Annotated in this window: 14 protein-coding genes and 1 pseudogene; 6 read left to right on the forward strand and 9 right to left on the reverse strand. The window is 40.2% G+C overall.

All coding sequences use genetic code 11. From position 1 onward, the window contains the following. Positions 1–61 precede the first annotated feature (61 nt). From CDG79_RS32825 to CDG79_RS32835, 3 genes are all read right to left on the reverse strand, one after another. Positions 62–1252: an adenylate/guanylate cyclase domain-containing protein gene (locus CDG79_RS32825; protein ID WP_317616635.1), complete on the reverse strand. Its 1191-nt coding sequence runs from the start codon at positions 1250–1252 to the stop codon at positions 62–64. 139 nt (positions 1253–1391) lie between these two features. Then, positions 1392–1619 (reverse strand): hypothetical protein, encoded by a 228-nt coding sequence (locus tag CDG79_RS32830; RefSeq protein WP_094345859.1) that lies wholly within the window; start codon positions 1617–1619, stop codon positions 1392–1394. Positions 1620–2130: 511 nt separating this feature from the next. Further along, positions 2131–2811, reverse strand: coding sequence for a uracil-DNA glycosylase (locus CDG79_RS32835; RefSeq protein ID WP_094345860.1), 681 nt, complete (start codon positions 2809–2811; stop codon positions 2131–2133). A gap of 191 nt (positions 2812–3002) precedes the next feature. Here CDG79_RS32835 and CDG79_RS32840 point away from each other — a divergent pair, with 191 nt between their 5' ends. Beyond that, positions 3003–3683, forward strand: coding sequence for a phosphoribosyltransferase (locus CDG79_RS32840; RefSeq protein ID WP_094345869.1), 681 nt, complete (start codon positions 3003–3005; stop codon positions 3681–3683). A gap of 45 nt (positions 3684–3728) precedes the next feature. Here the strand turns inward: CDG79_RS32840 and CDG79_RS32845 are convergent. The 3 genes and pseudogenes from CDG79_RS32845 to CDG79_RS32855 all read right to left on the reverse strand — a co-directional run bounded on the left by CDG79_RS32845 (position 3729) and on the right by CDG79_RS32855 (position 6534). Further along, positions 3729–4818, reverse strand: a pseudogene (locus CDG79_RS32845) (tetratricopeptide repeat protein). 265 nt (positions 4819–5083) lie between these two features. Further along, a complete protein-coding gene (locus CDG79_RS32850; RefSeq protein WP_094332143.1) occupies positions 5084–5926 on the reverse strand; it encodes a cyanophycinase in 843 nt (280 codons plus the stop codon). Between the two features lie 404 nt (positions 5927–6330). Next, on the reverse strand, positions 6331–6534 hold the full coding sequence (locus tag CDG79_RS32855; protein ID WP_094332144.1) for a hypothetical protein: 204 nt from the start codon (positions 6532–6534) through the stop codon (positions 6331–6333). A gap of 308 nt (positions 6535–6842) precedes the next feature. On the opposite strand from CDG79_RS32855, the gene CDG79_RS32860 reads away from it, so the two are divergent. After that, positions 6843–8753 (forward strand): acetate--CoA ligase family protein, encoded by a 1911-nt coding sequence (locus CDG79_RS32860; RefSeq protein ID WP_094345861.1) that lies wholly within the window; start codon positions 6843–6845, stop codon positions 8751–8753. Positions 8754–8865: 112 nt separating this feature from the next. Here the strand turns inward: CDG79_RS32860 and CDG79_RS32865 are convergent, their stop codons facing one another. After that, complete coding sequence (locus CDG79_RS32865; RefSeq protein ID WP_094345862.1) at positions 8866–10485, reverse strand: tetratricopeptide repeat protein; 1620 nt, start codon at positions 10483–10485, stop codon at positions 8866–8868. A 262-nt stretch (positions 10486–10747) separates the two neighbouring features. Here CDG79_RS32865 and CDG79_RS32870 point away from each other — a divergent pair, with 262 nt between their 5' ends. Both CDG79_RS32870 and CDG79_RS32875 read left to right on the forward strand, forming a co-directional pair. Further along, positions 10748–12442, forward strand: a complete 1695-nt coding sequence (locus CDG79_RS32870; protein WP_094345863.1) for a DUF1565 domain-containing protein — start codon at positions 10748–10750, stop codon at positions 12440–12442. Between the two features lie 580 nt (positions 12443–13022). Further along, positions 13023–13712 carry a CPBP family intramembrane glutamic endopeptidase gene (locus CDG79_RS32875; RefSeq protein WP_094345864.1) on the forward strand — a complete coding sequence of 230 codons (690 nt, stop codon included), beginning with the start codon at positions 13023–13025 and terminating at the stop codon, positions 13710–13712. Positions 13713–13836: 124 nt separating this feature from the next. On the opposite strand, the gene CDG79_RS32880 is transcribed toward CDG79_RS32875, so the two are convergent. Further along, a complete protein-coding gene (locus CDG79_RS32880; protein WP_094345865.1) occupies positions 13837–14493 on the reverse strand; it encodes a DUF3386 domain-containing protein in 657 nt (218 codons plus the stop codon). A gap of 108 nt (positions 14494–14601) precedes the next feature. Between CDG79_RS32880 and CDG79_RS32885 the strand changes: the two genes are divergently transcribed. Beyond that, complete coding sequence (locus tag CDG79_RS32885; RefSeq protein WP_094345866.1) at positions 14602–15273, forward strand: LuxR C-terminal-related transcriptional regulator; 672 nt, start codon at positions 14602–14604, stop codon at positions 15271–15273. Positions 15274–16025: 752 nt separating this feature from the next. Beyond that, complete coding sequence (locus tag CDG79_RS32890; RefSeq protein WP_094345867.1) at positions 16026–16397, forward strand: hypothetical protein; 372 nt, start codon at positions 16026–16028, stop codon at positions 16395–16397. A gap of 143 nt (positions 16398–16540) precedes the next feature. Here the strand turns inward: CDG79_RS32890 and CDG79_RS32895 are convergent, their stop codons facing one another. Then, entirely contained in the window at positions 16541–17989 is a 1449-nt protein-coding gene (locus CDG79_RS32895) for an AAA-like domain-containing protein (protein WP_094345868.1), read from the reverse strand. Positions 17990–18570 lie beyond the last annotated feature (581 nt).

Here is an 18570-nt window from a genome sequence, read left to right on the forward strand (position 1 = left end):
GGGGAGGCAGGGGGAGCAGGGGAGAAATAACTAATGCCCAATGCCTCATGCCCAATGCCCCTCATCCCTTTTGTCCAATTAAAAAATAAGTTGTCATTTTCCCTTTACCTTGAACTTCGATTTCCCCCCGCTTTTCAAATAAAAATTCATTACGCAAAGACTTATAAGTATTTTCTGTAACCTGTATTTTACCAACAATACCTTGGGATTCCATGCAGCTAGCGATGTTTATCGTGTCTCCCCAAAGATCGTAAGTAAATTTGTTGAGGTCAATTACTCTCGCCACTACAGAACCGCGAGGAATGCCGATACGGAGGTTGAGGTTTTGGTTATTCTCAGTATTAAAAGCATTTTCTGCTTGTTTGCGTTTGATAAACTGGGCAATTTGACTACCAATAGAACCCATCATTTGCAATAGTTCTTTATCTTTTAGTTGTACGTCCCGGCTAAAGAAAACCATCACTCCTAAGATTTCACTATCGTCTAAAATGGGGAAACCAAAAGCTGCGTGCAATCCAGCTTCAGCCGCAGGTTGCGATCGCCTTTTATCTCCATCTTCTGTAATATCTTGAATCCAAAGGGGTAAACGTCTAATCCAAATTCGACCAGGTAAGCCAACACTTGGTGTATAAGTAGTTTGCCAGGTGATTGCTTTAAACTCTCGCACAGAAATTACTCGACTTGACCAAATTTCTACACACCTTAGTACTGTATTGAGGCTGTGTTCATGTACCGATGTGCCAATATATTGACTTGGTGTCCAAAGTTCGCCTAAATCCCATCCTAAGTTTTGACAAATCGACTGCAAAATTTGCGGAATTGCCTGCTTTACACTCTGGGATTCTGATAATATCCGAGTGATAGCATACTGGGTACTTGTACGCTGTTCTCGATGTTGTCGAGCAGTAATATCTCGACCAATGTAGACAATATCTTCTAATCCTTTGATTTTTTTCGGAATTACTGAACAAGAAAAAGCAATCAACCGCTTTTCTCTAGTTTTAGTTCGACAAACTACCTCGAAGTTCTGGAAGTTTTGCCTAAAATAAGAATGTTGATAAATGGCTTCTATTAATACTTGATCGTCATCAATTATTCTTGATATTGGCTGATTAATTAATTCTTCTTCACTAAAACCAAATAATTGTTGAGCTGCATTATTTAGTTTTTTTATCTTTCCTACGTTACTGGTTACTAATAAAGCATCTGGCAGTGAATCAATTACTTGATACATGTAATTATTGTATGACATTATAGCATCCACGTGCATATTTTTCTCCGATGCTTGCTGTGCTATTTTTTGTTTTAGTACATATAGAAGCGATGACTGCTAAATTACTAAATCTGTCTCCTGAAGAAGTCAGAAAGCTAATACGTTATCAAGTTAAAAATCAATCTCGGTTAAAACCACAACCCAAACAACGCATACAAACAAAGAAAGCCGCTAAAACTGAGATGATTTCAAATACCAATTGAAATGACACGGGAGCTAAAGAAAACCCCCAAACTAGAGAAATTGTTCCAGCTAACATAGCCGCAATTCGATGAATTTCGTCTTTACTTCTCCAAGCGAAGAAAGAAGTTCCTAAACCAATTAATAATAAGACTACGCTACTCATAACGATATTTATTGCTTAGAAGCTGTAATGCTAGCTATATTCCAATTCTATAAAAATCATATTTGATTTTTGAACAAAATTAGGTATTGTAGGGTGTGTTAGAACGCAGTTCGTAACGCACCATTATCGAGGGTTTGGTGCCTTACTCTCCATGCTAATATCAAGTTCGCATAATTAGGGCTTGCTGAAAAAATAAAAAAAGGTAATAGCTATGGATTATCAGACTAGAAAAACCTTGTCAGGTGCAAGAAAACAATCTAGAATGACCCAAAAGCCTTGGATCGCCATTCGTCATCAGTACATTTAGTATTATTAGCAACTATGTACAGAGAAGAGGAGAAAAATCAAAATCCACCGTCAAACTTTGAACTTCCGTTTGAAGGAAAGTTATCAGAAGAGAATCTTTGGGTAATCATGGCAGAGCTAATAGTCAAAGCTCTGGCATATTGTAAGACATAAGCTAAAAAAAATGCAGTTGTAGTTTGTATTTATTTTGGATAATTCCACCAAATTAGCTGTTATTTTGAATTTCGTCTAACTTGGCCCGCACTGTCTGGATATCCTGCCACATCAACCATTTAGGCGCACCTTTTTCTTTAGAAGGGTTACGCAGCAAGTATGAAGGATGAAAAATTGGCATACATAAACGTCCTTCCCACTCCAGCCACTGCCCGCGAATTTTCGTAATTCCTCGCTTATCACCAGTGATGCTTTTGACAGCAGTTGCACCTGTTAACAAAATTATTTTAGGGTCAACTAGGCGAATTTGTTCTAGTAAGTAAGGTAGACAAGCCGCCACTTCTGTTGGAGTAGGAACTCTATTATCTGGTGGGCGACATTTATTTATATTAGCAATGTATACATCATGCTCAGTAGTCAGATTTACAGATGCCAAAATTTTCTCTAGTAACTGCCCCGATCTGCCTACAAATGGTAAACCGGTTTCATCTTCATTTTGACCAGGTGCTTCTCCTATAACCATAATTGGTGCTTTGAGATTACCGCGTCCGACAACAGCATGAGTGCGAGTGTCTCCCAATGGACAACGGTGGCAACGATCGCAATCCTGTGTCAACTCCGTTATGTCAGAATAAGTTCCGGGAGCGATCGCAATTTTCGCGTCTGTGGGAATCAGTTCTCGTTGGTTAAAGTTTGAGTCGTCGAAGAGGCTAAGTTGGGTTTCGCTGCTCATGAAAATTAGGATTTTGGCATCAGCGCCATCTGTCTTATCTGAGTTAAATACTGCTCTGATTGGAGATTTATCAGAATAAATAGACTTTTGCTGAATACTTATTTTTTATACAAATCTTATTGTATCAGTTAATTTGAGACAAAATTCAGTCATGATAAAAGCAGTGCCGTCCTAAGATGCTGGGGGAAACCATGTCACATACCCCATTTTTCGCCGATCGCACCCATGCGGGTGAATTATTGGCGCAAGTGATTCATGATGTTTTGACTCAGCAAACTATTGATTCTGGGGTAAAGCCTGTACCAATTGTTTATGCTTTGCCAAGAGGGGGTGTACCAGTTGCAGCACCAATAGCACGTCTTTTGGATTGTCCGTTGACAATCGTCGTAGCCAAAAAGATTAGCCATCCAGAAAACCCAGAGTTAGCTATTGGTGCAGTCACTACTTCTGGAAATGTTCTTTGGAGCAATCAAAAGCTATTTCGCCCTCAACATGATACCCGATTGCGGGAAGTCGCTTTAAATAAAGCCATCAACCAAGCTAAGTCTCTTGAAGCTCAATTAATTACTGCTTGTCCGCAGGTAAATGCCGAGAATGCTACGGTCATTTTAGTTGATGATGGCATTGCTACAGGTATGACAATAGCAGTAGCGGCAACTGCCATCAAAACGCTTTCGCCAGCAGCAGTTTGGCTGTGTACTCCAGTAGCGCCACAAAAATTGCTACCTTGGTTAGAACAGTGGGGCGATCGCACAATTGTCTTGGAAACACCAGAACCCTTCTGGAGTGTAAGTAATTTTTACGCCCAATTTCCCCAAGTTGATATATTAGAAGTTCTCAGATATCTCCAGCAACAAAATACAATGGAGTGAATGGATCTGTGCGAGTAATTTGGAATTGTTTCCTTCTCTTGCTTTTTAACTATTTGGAGATGTTCCTTGTTGGTATTGCATAGCTTTGGCATAATCACCCAAAGCGTAGCAAGCGACTTTCAGACGATCGAGAGCTTCTTCTTCACTGCGACGGTCTTTGATATTCCTAGCTAACAACAAACGTTGTTCATAATATGTAATTGCTTTGTTATAGTCACCCAAAGCTTCACAAGCAACTCCTAAACTACCTAAAGACTGTTCTTCGCTACGCTTGTCTTGAATCTCTCTAGCTAATTCCAACCGATCTTCATAATACTTAATGGCTTTAGGATAATCACCTAAAGCATAACAAGCATTCCCTAGATTCTTTAGCACCTGCAAAGCACTGCGAACATTTTTTAAGGAGCGTGCCAGTACTACACACTGTTCATAATAGGCGATCGCTTTTGGGTAATTATTCAAAGCATACCAAGCATTACCCAAATTTTTGAGTACCTGTTCCTCGCCCCAGTTATCTTTGAGTTCCCGCACAATCTCTAGGCTTTGCTGCTGATACTCAATAGCCTGTGTAAAGTTGCTCAAAGCTTTATATACCAATCCCAAATTATTCAGTGCCGCCACTTGACTCCGTTTGTCTTGCAGCTGTTGCGTTATTTTCAAACACTTTTGCAGAAACTCAATAGCCTTATTATGGTCATTCAGGTGACGGTATGAATTGCCTAAATGGGAAAGTGCTTGCATTTGCAATACTAAATCTGAGGTGTTATTGAGCAAAGACAAACACTCCTCTGAGTAAGAGATAGCACCCTTATAATCTCCGGCGCTGTAAGTTACCAATCCTAAAAAAGAAAGCGCCTGTGCCTGTTTTTGCAAATCCCCAACTGCCTGAAATAGCCCCAAGGATTGTTGTAAAGACTTCAGGGCCGCGATTAATTCACCAGTTTGCTGCTGTTTAATTCCTTGCCGTAGTAGCTTGGACGCTTCCGATAAATTGTCATCACTTTCCTGTGGAGGTACTATTTCTGCTTGTGAACCAGAGTCAAATTCATGGGTAATTGTATTACGCTTCACTGGTTTTAGGTATGTTATGGGTAATTGTATTTTTCGCTCTGTTATTCCATTCGCCTTTAGGCATCACCCCCTTCCTGTTAAGTCTGGTGGTTAAATCTAGTGTTCCCAAAAGCAGAAGATATCTTTCATCAGGTGTTGTCCCTACGGTAAATCAAGGTTTTCACTGCCTTTTTGCTTAAGTCCTATATATAATAATAAATCCTCCCTTTACTCTAAAAAAGAGGGGCTATGTCCCCTATTCCTGAAAGTATTTGGAAGGATATTTAAAAGATAAATGTCACTAATCTACAAGTATTAATTATCAAACCTATTAAAAATTGGGTGTTGATTTAAGCAACAGATACAGGGAGATTTGCCACAGAGCGATTACCAGGGATGGGTTGGCGGGTTTTCAAGTCAAATTTGAAGCCATGTGGCAAGATATGAAGCTTTGCTCCGAAAATCGCCAAAGACTCATCCTTCAAAATTTCGCCCATATTGTTGTATGTAGCCTCTGATTCATCAACAATAGTCACCGCACCCTCACCAATCACTTCAATTTGGTTATCTGTGACGACCATAGCGGTATTTTCGTCAATACCGAACCCCAAAACAGCAGGTTCTAGTATTAAAGCTGAAATTAAGCGTCCCAAGCGTCCGCGTTGGGAAAAATGCTGGTCAATTACCACCCCTGGTAAAAAGCCTAGACCAGGGCCCATTTCGACAGTTTCAATTCGAGGATGTGTCTGCGAATCACCTTCCACGATCATTTTATCTGGCATCACGGCCGCTCCGGCACTTGTGCCTGCGATAACTATACCTTCCCCAAACCGTTTATGAATCGCCACATCGATTTCGGTATCCTTGAGGATGTTGGTGATGCGAGCTTGGTCTCCGCCGGTAAAAAATATCCCAGTTGCTTTATTAATTGCTTCCAATGCGGTAGATGAAGATGCGTCTTCGCGGGTTTCTGTATCAAGAATGCGAACATTCTCAGCTCCCAACCGCTCAAATACTCTAATATAATTTTCTCCAACTTCTCTTGGTAATTCTGTCGCCGCCGTCATAATCGCAATGTATGCTTTCGTACCGCCAGCGCGTCGCACAAAGTCCCGCAGAATTTGGCAATCCCCTTCCTTATCTTCAGCTCCCCCAATAATTACTAGCTGCCGTTTGGGATTACTTTCCACCATGATGCCCCCTGATGTGAGTTAATAAATTTCACTAAACCATGACATACTCAACTATCAAATCATCCCTATGGTAGATTACCTGATAGAAGGTAGTATCAAAATTTGTGTAGACGCATTAGCGAAGCGGTAGCGACGTTCGCGTAGCGTCTCGCAGAGAAGGAGCGTCAGCGGCTTGTCGTTAGACATCGCAATTAGACCAAAAGATTTTTCAGAAAAAGTACATAGAAAATAGCTCCCCCTCAAAATTAATTTTCCTTGACTAAATAAAAACCCAAGAGCAACTGCCTCTATAAATATCTTCTAGAGGCGTTGTTGACTATGTTGCTAATTGCCGATTGAAAATTTATTTTGTAATTGTTGGTATTAACCCTAGCTGGGTGCAATTAGATATCTGATTATGAGTCCTAATGAATGCGACTTCTGTAGAGCAAGTTAGTCAAGAAAAAACGTGCTTGTTCTAGTGGGAGATGCCTAGGTTTGCCTTGATAGACAATTTGATACTCATTTGAGTCTGGCCCATCACCATGTCCAGAGATCAGCTTTTGGTGAAAAGCTTCCTCAGCAAGTTCTCGAATTTCATCTCTTAGAGCAGCTTGTGTGCTATTCATACTTTGCTGTCTTTTCAATACCACATATCTACTTATACAACCTCGGTGATGGGTATTGCACCTTTCAAAGGTTATATCTTTGACTATTCATGAGGATGAAGTGACTATCTTGGCTTAGGAAGGGGGATTTAATTATGCCTTGAGATAGTTAAAAATGCTTACTAATAGGCTTAATGTAGGTTCTGATTAGATCAATGGCTTTGCCATCACTCTCTAGAATGAATGTGAAGCAACCTACAATCAATAAGTCTGAGTAACGATAATTCAGCATATAAATTTCAGGGTGTTTAGCCAAAGGTTCGTAATCAATGGTTCTACAAAAAAGCAGTGATTTAGTCCGCATTAATGCTAGAAGAACGGATGTATTCGATATTTTCAACTTCAAGCATTACATTGGGCCCAACCCCTATTTAGATACAGGGGCGCTAGTATTTGACTTTGCTCTAATTGACTCTAGAGAGCCTTTGCCCATTGAAGATTATATTGCAAGCATAGGCGATCGCTATCCAAATCTGGGCAGCCAAAGCTACGAATCCCATGCCCATCTGTTTGCCCAAGTTGTGTCCGAAGTCGGAAAACTAGACATGGATTTGCACCTTAACCATTGGAGTGTTAAACCATATCCAGACTTCCTGCGAATTAGCGTCCAATCACTACACGAACGCACAACTAGAGAAGTAGCTTATTTTGTTTGGGATTGGTTTGAAGCCGTTACTCAAGACGAGGACTTTAACTTTGATGAGCAGCTAGTGAGGCTGCAAAATAGATTCCGCGCATCCGTCTATGGTGGCCCGACGGTCTACGCTCTATTGCGAACAGCCTACGAAAAAGGTATTCCCGCCTTTTATTTGTGGGAAGAAGGATTAATGCAATACGGCTTTGGAAAAAAACATGTCCGGGGAGTAGCGACAACATTTAACTGTGATAGTCATTTAGATTCGGAGTTCACCACCCGTAAGGATGACTGCAAGGCATTTTTAAAAACCTTGGGTTTCCCAGTCCCTGAAGGCGATATCGTCTTTACTGAAAAAGAAGCCTTGGCCACGGCAAGAAAAATTGGCTACCCAGTGGCGGTTAAGCCAGTGGTAGGTCACAAAGGAATTGGCGTTACGGCTGACGTACAAGACTCAAAAGAAGTGGAATCTGCTTATCATAGGGCATTAGCAGCGATTCCTGAAGATCAACTAACTCGGATAATTGTTGAAAAAAGTATTTCTGGATCGGATTTTCGCATGTTGTGTGTCAATGGCAGATTTGTCGCCGCCACAGAACGTCGTCCAGCATCGGTTGTTGGTGATGGCTACTTAACGCTTGCAGAATTAATCCGTCTAGAGAACCGCAAACCCGCACGTTTAGACACGCCTACCTCACCTATGAGTAAAATTCAGGTTGATGAAGCGATGGAACTTTACTTAGAGGAACAGCGTTTATCATTAGACAGTGTAATTGAAAAAGGACGCACTGTTTATCTGCGTAAAGTTGCCAATCTTTCAGCCGGAGGTATGAGCATTGATGCAACCCAGACAGTTCATGCTGACAATATTATCTTGGCGCAAGATATTGCCCAACACTTTCAACTGACTTGTCTGGGGATTGATGTCATTACCAAAAGTCTCGCAGAATCTTGGAAATCGAGTAACTTCGCTATCCTAGAAATCAATGCTGCACCGGGAGTTTTAATGCATCTTAAACCTTCTGAAGGTGAAAGTGTTGATGTACCTTCTCATATTTTAGAAACCTTTTTTGAGTCGGGTACAGATGCGAGGATACCGATTATTACCTTTAATAAAATCTCAGTCGAAGAACTGCAAGAAACCATTGACCATATCCTTTTGCAACATCCCGACTTGACAGTAGGGGCCGTTTGTCGTGATGCAGTTTTTGTGAATCGCTCGAAAAAAGTATTAAGCAAAAACTACAATAGCAACGTCCAAACTTTGCTGCGCCATCCCAAACTTGATTTGCTAATTGCCGAATATGCAGAAGAAATCTTAGATGAAGACGGGATGTTTTACCTGAGTAGTAATATCGTCGTTTTGGATAATCCCACCGAAACTGAAATGATCCTGGCGCGGGATGTCTTTGATAGCTCTACTGTGGTAATTAGAAAAGGTAACAGTATCTCTGTCCGTCGTAAAGGGTTGATTGAAGATTACACTTTGGCTGAAGATGAACCATTTACACGGGTTTATTTGAAAGAAACTGGAACGATTTTTTGAGTTAAGTAAGCGAATCCATTAGATACCCGGCTTCTTAAAGAAGTCGGGTATCTGAATTTATCGTTAAGGCAAGAGACGCGATGAATCGCCGTCTCTACAATAAATTAATTGCCTAGAATTTTAAAATATCTAATGATTCTTCGATTTCTAAATCTAATATTCTTTCTCGTGTATCTTTGAGCGCTTCTAGTTTACCCTCTTTCCGATAGATGTCGGCCGCTTTTTGAAAATCTTCAATTGCTCCCTGTTTATCTGCTACTTCTAAACGGATATTGCCACGATTGTAATAAGCATCGGCATAATTTGAATTAATCTGGATTGCTTGAGTATAATCTTCAATTGCTCCCTGAAAATCTCCTAAATCAGAACGAGCATTACCACGGTTGTAGTAAGCATCGGCATAATTAGGATTAATCTGAATTGACTGAGTATAATCTTCAATTGCTCCTTCAAAATCTCCTAAATCAGAACGAGCATTACCACGTTTTTTATAAGCTATGGCATCTTGAGGATTAATCTTGATTGCTTGGGGAAATACCGACTGAGAACCTAATAAATAACGAGCAATTCCACGATTTTTATAAGCATCAGCATAATGAGGGTTAATTTTAATCGCCTGGGTATAATCTTCAATTGCTCCTTGGTTATCTCCTACATGAGAACGAGCTTCAGCCCGGTTTTTATAAGCAACAGCAACATTAGGGTTAATTCTGATAGCCTCTGTATAATCATTAATTGCTTCTTCTAATCGCCCCAGTTGAGATAGAGCTAATCCTCGTTTATTGTAAGATTTGGCATCATGAATATTTATATAGATTGCCTGAGAATAATCTGCGATCGCAGCTTCATAATCTCCTAGTTGATAATGAGCTAAACCTCGTTTATAATATAAATCAATATCGCTAGACTTTACTTTTAACGCTTTAGTATAGTTAGCGATCGCATTGGGATATTCTCCTTTCTCAAAACATTCATCTCCTAATTTTACATAAAGTGTATTTAAATCTTCATTACTATATTCAGGTTGAAAAAAAGATTTTAGCAACTGATTATTAGCTGGTTTAGATAAAATTTCCGGTTTCGGAAGATATTTGTAAATTGATGGTTGTTGCCGAAAAGAGTTATTTAGAGAAGATTGTAACTGTTCTAAATAACAAAGTAAGCCACCACCATACAGTAATTGGTCTATCCCAAAGGAAATTTTACCAGTCTTTAATTTAATCATCCGGGTTGGCAGAAAGCCAGCCAAAAAAAGGTGATACTGAGATTGTGCTTCACTCACATCTTCTTGAATAAAAATGCAAACTACAACTGCATTTTTTTCAACTTCTTCAGAACTAACTGACCATCTAACTCTATCAATATTACCGTGACGAGATTTAACTTCTATACCAATAGATGGGTCAGAAGTCAAGGTAAAATCTATATTGCCATCGCCGCCGAATCGCTTTTCATAATCGACTTCGGTAATAAAATCTGCTAAACGTTCTTTGACAACTTCCTCACCCAATTTACCTTTGAGATAGCTGATAAAAACGTCACGGACTGGCGAAACACGCTTATATTTCTCAGCCATCAACCAGCAAAATTCTCGTAGTGCCTTTAGTCTCTCTCCAGAGATTATAGTTAATTCACTATGTTGACCTTCTGTTTCACAATGGAGCAAACAACCAGATGTTAACCTTTTAATAAAATCAGACTGTAGCGATCGCAGTAGCGTAATCCAGTCCATTGATGTTTCTGCGAATCTTTTGATGAGATTATTCTATTAAAATATCCAGTCGGCGTAAACCTTTCAATTTGCTTGGGTGATATTCTCTAAAATTACTTAATATTATGTATAAAATATTAACTTAAATTAATGTAATGACTTTTGTCTTGGCATAATTTTTTAACTTTTCAGTGAGAAGTACTTTAAGTTACTTAATGCATCAACCGCTACCCAGTTTCATGGTTAGCGTTAGGATAGCTATGTATTTTTTGGAAGTATAAATATGGCTCAGACTTTTTATGTAAATCCAGTATCAGGTAGTGATACCAACGTTGGTAGCCAACAAGCCCCGTTCAAAACTATTACTCAAGCCCTTAAGGTTGCTACAGATAAAACCAAAATTCAACTAGCAAATGGTAATTACAATGCTGTTAGCGGTGAAATATTTCCGCTAACTGTTCCATCGGGTGTGACAGTAGTGGGTGATGAAACAAACATTGGTAATGGTATTTTGATTGAAGGGAGTGGTAACTACCTGAGCCGTACTTTTGCTGGTCAAAATGTCACATTTGTGCTGTCAGACAAAGCTGAATTACGGGGGGTGACTGTAACAAATTCGGCTAGCCGTGGTAGTGGTGTCTGGATTGAATCAACGGCTCCGACTGTTGCCAATAGCACCTTCATCAACTGTAAGCGGGAGGGAGTATTTACTACAGGTGACGCTAACCCAGTTATTCTAAATAATGTATTCAGAGAGAATGCAGCCAATGGAATTGCGATCGCTAAAAATTCCAAAGGTCAAATTCAAGGTAATACCTGTGTCAAAACAGGTTTTGGCATCGCCATTAGTGATACTGCATCACCCATACTTCGAGATAACAAACTTTCGGAAAACCGTTCTGGAATTGTCATCTCTGGGAGTACTCGCCCTGTATTGCGTAACAATGTCAGCGAAAATAACACTGACGATGGGATTACAGTGATTGGAACTGCCTTACCAGATATCGGCAGTACCAATAATCCAGGAGGGAATACTCTACAAAATAACGGTAAATTCGATTTGCAAAATGCCAGTTCCAATAAGCTGGTTTCTGTGGGAAATAAAATAAATGCGTCTAAAGTTACAGGAAACATAGAGTTTGCAGATAGTTCGGTTCCCACACCAACTCCGACACCAACTCCGACACCAACTCCAACGCCCACACCAACGCCAACGCCAACGCCAACGCCAACGCCAACGCCAACTCCCACACCAACGCCAACGCCAACGCCAACGCCAACGCCAACTCCCACACCAACACCAACGCCAACTCCCACACCAACACCAACGCCAACTCCCACACCAACGCCAACGCCAACACCAACTCCCACACCAACTCCGACACCAACACCAACTCCCACTATTGAATTAACCGATATTGGTAATCATTGGGCAGGTGGCTTTATTCGGGAATTAGTCAAATTAGGGATAGTTAATGGTTTTCCCGATCGCACATTTAAACCTGATGCTACAATGACACGGGCGCAATATGCCGCATTACTGGTAAAAGCTTTCAACCCACCACCAAATCGCTCTGCAATCAAATTCAAAGATGTACCAGCAGAATTTTGGGCATCCAAGGTAATTCAACAGGCATATCAAGGTTTATTTCTCTCTGGTTTTCCTGACAATACCTTTAGCCCCAACAAAAATATCCAGCGCGTGCAAGTGATTGTCTCCCTAGTGAATGGGTTGGGATTATCTGCTGATGGTACAGCATCTATCAAAGCTTTTGATGACCAAGCAAAGATTCCTGATTATGCTAAAGATGAGGTCGTAAAAGCTATAGACAAGGGGATTATTGTCAATCACCCGAACCTCAAACAATTTAATCCCACCCGCGATGCTACACGCGCTGAGGTAACAGTTATGGTATATCAAGCCTTGCTAGATGCTGGTCGTGTAGCGGCGATTGACTCGCCTTATATTGTGACTTAAGTAGTGGCAAAAAGGGTTCTAATTTCCACCTCATTATTTTTCAGTAATTCGAGTTCGGTTAGCTAACAGAAGAATAATATTGTAGCGATGGAGTGCTAAAAAGCACTCCATTTTATTAGTGAGTTTGGAGATTATAATGGATGCTACCTTTAGATGCCCATATAGGATTACTATTTTATTTTTGAACAAAATTAGATATTGTAGGGTGTGTTAGAACGGAGTTCGTAACGCACCACGATTTATGCTTAGGTGCGTTACGCTATCGCTAACACACCCTACGTATCTACGTATATTTTCAGAAATAAAACCGGATTCCTATAGTAATCTTTGAATATTAAAAAAATTTCAGAATTAATAAAATTATGTGACGACGTGCAAACTGTCACCTGCTTTAATTCCGATTGTAGTACTAAAGTTTTATACTTCACATATATAGAAGTCCGCTTTGATTTTTGAATTTATTTGTGTAGCAGACAACAGCAAAGAAGGCTCTTTGAGTTGTACTGATTTTTTTAAAAAATTAAATAGGATTCCTATATTAGGAAAAATTTAAAGCATCGAAATACAGGAAAACCTTTGCATGTTGAAAGATAGCCCCAATTTAAATGCACTACTAGGTTTGTTGTTGCTTGTGCCAGTTCCTAGCATTGGTGTTGCAACTGAACTGTATATCCTTCCTGGAATAATAGGACATTTAATAGCTCTTTTCTCTAAAATATGGTTGCTAGCTATACCCATTATTTGGTTGTTATTTGTCGATAAAGAGAATTTAAAATTTGAATATCCGAAGAGACGCGATTTGTTAGTTGGAGCCGGATTAGGACTATTGATGCTATCCATAATCTTGATTGTTTATTGGCTCCTGGGCGCACAGTGGATAGATGTTGAATATGTTCGAGATAGAGCAAATCAGGTCGGATTGAACAGTTTTACTATTTATTTAGTAGGTGCAGCATACTGGATATTCATCAATTCTTTGCTTGAGGAGTTTGTCTGGCGTTGGTTTGTGTACCGCAAATGTGAAATATTACTAACTTCCCCTTTGGCTGTAGTAATCTGTGGGCTATTTTTTACAATTCATCACGTTGTAGGTCTATCAGCCTACTTCGATTGGAAAACCACTATATTATGCTCATTGGGCGTGTTTATTGCAGGAGTAGTATGGTCGTGGTGCTACTTAACCTATCGCTCAATTTGGACTGGATACATCAGTCATATTTTTGCGGATATAGCAATTTTTATTATTGGCTGGCAGCTTATTTTTACTTAATACATAATATTATGTTTTGATTGAAATTAAGGCGATCGCATATTGCTTAAAATGTTAAACATTAGCGTCGGCACTGCCTGCGGGGGGCTGTGCCGACGCTAATGTTTAAATTCCCAAATAAAGCTTAAGCAGCAACAGGTTCCAACAATTTGATGTCAGAGAAGACAAATTCTTGAGTAGATAATTGTCCTGCTGTCTCGGTGCGAATCTCCCGACGATTTAGGATGAAATAGTCACCAACTTTTTCATATTCATCGATAAATTCGCTTTTACCGCCTTTTTGTTCCCCAGTTTTGGGGTCATGATACACAGAGTCATAAGTATGGGACAGGTAGCCTTCTCCAGTGTCATGACTGCTGAAGGTGTCAATTGTCACAAAAGTAGCGTGGATTAGACGGTGAACATGGCATACTTCATTATTGCGAACTTTATATTTATCGCCCTCAGCCTTACCACCCATTAAAAGCTCAACCGCACCAGTTTCGTCAGTTTTACCATAGCTAAATGTATTGGCGCTGTGGGTGTCTTCAAAGCGGCGGCGGATACGGTGAATTGCTATCTCCCATGCTTGACCATGAATTGCCTGCTTGGCCGACTCGTCATCTACATCCAAAACTTCGGCTTTGAGATTAGCGCTGATGATAACTTTGCCTGTAAAAACTTTATCCTCATGCTTATAGGTAATATTTGCAGTATAGCCTGGGAAATTTTTGTCCCAAGTATAGCGGTTCTCATAAGCAGCCCGGAAAAGTTCCTGAGCAGAGAGTTGTGTAACTGTCATGTTGCTTCTCCTAGTCGCTACTGTAATTAGCGTTTTAGTTTCCTTGGTATTAGCATAGAAGTAATTGTTGAGGCTTGGATAGTCCCCAACTGGGTACACTTTACACTTATGGTTAATTCTCTCCACGCCATATTTCATGCGATCGCCAATGTCCAAAATGAGCAAGAATTAAGGCTAGCTCTCACGGATAAAATTGGTGAGCATTTTGGCGTGCAAAATTGGGGCATTTATTTCCTAAATGAGCAGCCAACGGCCCAAATCGATGTTCAAGGTATTCCAGCAGTATGCTTAGAAAGCAATCCAGTCGGGCGCTACGTGGTTGAGCGTCATGCTCCCGCCCATGAGCAGTTGTTATTATCACCAAAAGACTGGAAGCATTTTTGTTCGCGTTCCGATCACGAACACGTAATGACTGGGCCAATTGTTTGCGATGGTCGCCTTGTCGGAACGCTTAACTTAGCTCGTGATAAGGGAAATCCTGCTTTTAACGGCAACGATTTAGCCGATTTGAGTGCCTTATGCATTCATTTGTCAGCAAAAATGGCAACTCTGCGGACAAAACCAAAAATATCCCATTCCCTTTTAGTAAGTCCTCTAACAGCGCGGGAGTTACAAATTGCCGAGTTAGTCGGACAGGGGTTAACAAACGCAGAAATTGGGGAAAAACTTTGGATTACGCAAAATTCTGTCAAACAAGCTTTGAAGAGGATGTTTCGTAAGTTGAAGGTTTCGGCGCGTGCAGAAATGGTGGCAAAGCTCCAAGATATACAAGTTTCTTGAAGAAGAATTCCAAATCCAGAATTCTGAATCTAAGTATGTGTAGGGTGTGTTACGGCTTCCGTAACGCACCAAAACATAAAGGGTGGTGCGTTAAGCCTACGGCATAACACACCCTACGTGTATTTCAAAAATCAAATATGAGTCCTATATAGTTAACCGTTAAGTCTAGATTATTTTTTTGCAATCAATTTTTTAAGTATTTTCTTAACTGTCTTAACTGTCTTATCTGTCGTTGCATTTTCTTGGCAATGACGGGAAAATACAAACGGGATAGTAAGAATTCAGAAATCAGAATAATTAGAGAATCAAAATAAAACTTGATTAATCGCATATAAGTAGGTAGGCGTAATTAAATATAACGATCAAACCTCACCCTCAATCCCTCTCTTTACTAAGGAGAGGGAAGCCGGAGACAGTGTGAGATTTTATATTTAATTTGAGCAACTTACTTACCAATCATATAGGATTACTATTTGATTTTTGAACGAAATTAGGTATTGTAGAGTGTGTTAGAACGGAGTTCGTAACGCACTATTATCAAGGGTTTGATGCCGTACTCTCCGTGCTAACACATCCTACGGATATTTTCAGAAATCAAACCGGATTCCTATATTAGACTCTTTCTAAATTCTGACTTATGATTCCTGTTAGTGATAGCGGGGGCTTTAGCCTGTACTGAATTCTTACCAAAATACATTTGTCAAGAATGTAACTATCTCAATAGACCCTATTACTTTTGAGGAGGAAAACTAATGAGTTCAGTAGAGCAAAACCATATTTTAACACAAGACCAGGGCATTAAACTGTCTGGAAATCCCATTCAAACTGAAAATTTTTCTGTTCAAAAGACTCTCCGAAATGGAGGAAAAATCCGCTTCAGAATTCGTTATTCTGCCGAACTACAGGGTTTTTCTCTGTTGGAAGTTTTTCTGATGAGAGCGCAGAACGGAACACAAACTGCTAGCATGACTATCCCCAACGGTGGTTCGACAGCTACTGCTCAAGAACAAGAGCAGGAATTTAGTATTTGGGAGCCAGGAGATTATTACTTCTTTTTCAAAATGTCTTCCAATAATGGAACATTTTTTATCGAGGATTATCAGCTTTATTGGTCAAATAGTTAATTCTTTTTGGTTGTAAATATCGAAATCGGCACTCCTAAAGGAAAAGTAAGATTGACGCTTATTAAAATTCTGGGCAAAGGAATTCTCTGCCCAGAGTTTTAATGAGCATAGAAACGTGAGAGAAAAAGTACCTGAGAGTTTTTTCAAGCACGTTTCTGCAATGATTTATATTCAAATTCAGCAACGCCTAGTTGTTTTTTAAAGTAAGCACGGTAGAGTTGACAACGCGGTAGAATGCGATCGCCTTCATAAGTTATCAGCCCCAAGCTTTCGAGCTTATGAGCATCAATGGGATTGAGAGAAATGCTTTGCTTTGCGCCCACAACTTCAATATATGCTTTTACCAAACTGGAATTTTCTTGCAAGATTGCCCAGTGTCGCCATAAATGATAACGGTAGATACCGCCGTTAGCGATCGCTTCCTGTACCAGTTCTTCTAAAGTAATTCTTTGACAGCAGAGATAATACAGAGCAATGCGAATTAAGGCTGGATGTCCCCCCACTAGAGACATCAGTTGCGTAGTCTCGTTACCAGAAGTCCAGTCTAGCCCATGTCGTTGGGCTAAATATTCGACTTGATGCTTAGTAAATTCTGGCAGATGAATCGGTAGTCCGATATTAAATGGGGAACGGTTGATATCCAGGGAGACGTACACTTCTGTAGAGTAAACAACCACTAGCCTTAGTTTGTGTAATTGGGTATCTTGTCGTGCGTCCTCATACCAAGAACGCAACAAACCAAAGAACTCTTGAGCAATTTCAGGATATTCAAAAAAGCGGTCAACCTCATTTAACACTAAAACCACTGGACTTTTACTCTGCTTGAGCAAATAAGATTGCAAGTATAAACTGCAACTCAACTTACAGCCGATTTCGTCATCCCAGTTGTCATCTAACTTGGGTTCTATACCTAATGCTGTTGCAATTTGCCAGCAAAAAGAACGCAAAAGCTTGTTTAAGTCTCTCAGACAGCTCGCTTCAATTTGCTTGCAATTTAGGTTCACCGGGCGATAACCTTGCATTTGGGCAAAGGCTAACAGCCGCAGCACAAGAGAACTTTTACCCATCTCTCTTGGCGCTCGAATTCGGATTACACAGCCTGGTTGAATTATTTCTCGATAAACTAGTTCCTCAATGGGAGAACGTTCGACATAAAACGGCGAATCTAGAGGTACGGGGCCGTCTGGGTATGACCAAAGATTTTCGAGTTGACCATAATGCTGAGTAACAAATAGATCCAAGGATAAAGACTGAGACATTCTTTTCTGTTGTGTATCCAAACTGAGTGAGAAAGTTCGAGAGCTTTCAGTATTATTCGGCTCACTCAAAATTGCATAGTCTTCCCTGTATAATTCTAGGTTAAAGGCGGTAAAGCACAATTTCAGGGTTTTTTGATCCACGCCTGTATTCAACGACCATAATCGGTTTAGGGTTTTGGTGGAAACATTCATGCGATCGCCTAAATCTTCTAGAGTGAAGTGATTGCCATTGTTTTGAACCTTCTCCATCGCCAAAATCGCTGCTTGTAAACGCTTTAGCCCAGCGATCGTTAGGACAAGTCCGCGTTTCCGATTGCTCTTAGATTGCTTCATATCGCTAATTATCTACGTGCTTTTTTCTTTACTGTCTTAGCTATCTCCTCATTGTTTCATGTTTTAAAACAGTTATTCAACAGTTACTTACCTGTTCTTAAATTAATTATTAATTGTGATAAATAATACATTCTTGCTGGATGGCGATCGGATAGGTGGGTATAAATAAACATAGCTAACATAACTGTATTGATTGTCACTTTTCCTGCCACTAGTGAAAGCTGCATCAGCCGATTTCACACTTGTAAATAACAAATGACAAGCTTTAATAGTTGACTTTATTTATTGCCAACTTACTAAGGTATTACTTAAAGTTATTTTTAACCTGTATTAATCTGGATTTTGCATCCAACAAGGTGGAAGCGATGTCTACGCCTACGCTTATCAAAATTAGCAATTCTCTTTTAGAGGATGTTTGAAAAGTCCTCTTGTCGGTATCAAAAGTTTTAGATCCCCCTAAATCCACGCCACAGGCTCCACTTGGGGAGACCCCTTGGCGTTACCCGCATTTAGCTTGAGGAAAGGGGCAGAGGGGCAGAGGAGCAGAGGGGCAGAGGGGCAGAGGAGCAGAGGGGCAGAGG

The organism is Nostoc sp. 'Peltigera membranacea cyanobiont' 232, from assembly GCF_002245985.1.
GTDB lineage: Bacteria > Cyanobacteriota > Cyanobacteriia > Cyanobacteriales > Nostocaceae > Nostoc.

Coding starts and splice junctions, on each gene's coding strand:
- CDG79_RS32895 (WP_094345868.1), bottom strand. CDS start 17,989: ATGAAGCAATCTAAGAGCAATCGGAAACGCGGACTTGTCCTAACGATC.
- CDG79_RS32875 (WP_094345864.1), top strand. CDS start 13,023: ATGTTGAAAGATAGCCCCAATTTAAATGCACTACTAGGTTTGTTGTTG.
- CDG79_RS32835 (WP_094345860.1), bottom strand. CDS start 2,811: ATGAGCAGCGAAACCCAACTTAGCCTCTTCGACGACTCAAACTTTAAC.
- CDG79_RS32850 (WP_094332143.1), bottom strand. CDS start 5,926: ATGGTGGAAAGTAATCCCAAACGGCAGCTAGTAATTATTGGGGGAGCT.
- CDG79_RS32825 (WP_317616635.1), bottom strand. CDS start 1,252: ATGTCATACAATAATTACATGTATCAAGTAATTGATTCACTGCCAGAT.
- CDG79_RS32830 (WP_094345859.1), bottom strand. CDS start 1,619: ATGAGTAGCGTAGTCTTATTATTAATTGGTTTAGGAACTTCTTTCTTC.
- CDG79_RS32885 (WP_094345866.1), top strand. CDS start 14,602: ATGGTTAATTCTCTCCACGCCATATTTCATGCGATCGCCAATGTCCAA.
- CDG79_RS32855 (WP_094332144.1), bottom strand. CDS start 6,534: ATGAATAGCACACAAGCTGCTCTAAGAGATGAAATTCGAGAACTTGCT.
- CDG79_RS32865 (WP_094345862.1), bottom strand. CDS start 10,485: ATGGACTGGATTACGCTACTGCGATCGCTACAGTCTGATTTTATTAAA.
- CDG79_RS32880 (WP_094345865.1), bottom strand. CDS start 14,493: ATGACAGTTACACAACTCTCTGCTCAGGAACTTTTCCGGGCTGCTTAT.
- CDG79_RS32860 (WP_094345861.1), top strand. CDS start 6,843: ATGGTTCTACAAAAAAGCAGTGATTTAGTCCGCATTAATGCTAGAAGA.
- CDG79_RS32890 (WP_094345867.1), top strand. CDS start 16,026: ATGAGTTCAGTAGAGCAAAACCATATTTTAACACAAGACCAGGGCATT.
- CDG79_RS32870 (WP_094345863.1), top strand. CDS start 10,748: ATGGCTCAGACTTTTTATGTAAATCCAGTATCAGGTAGTGATACCAAC.
- CDG79_RS32840 (WP_094345869.1), top strand. CDS start 3,003: ATGTCACATACCCCATTTTTCGCCGATCGCACCCATGCGGGTGAATTA.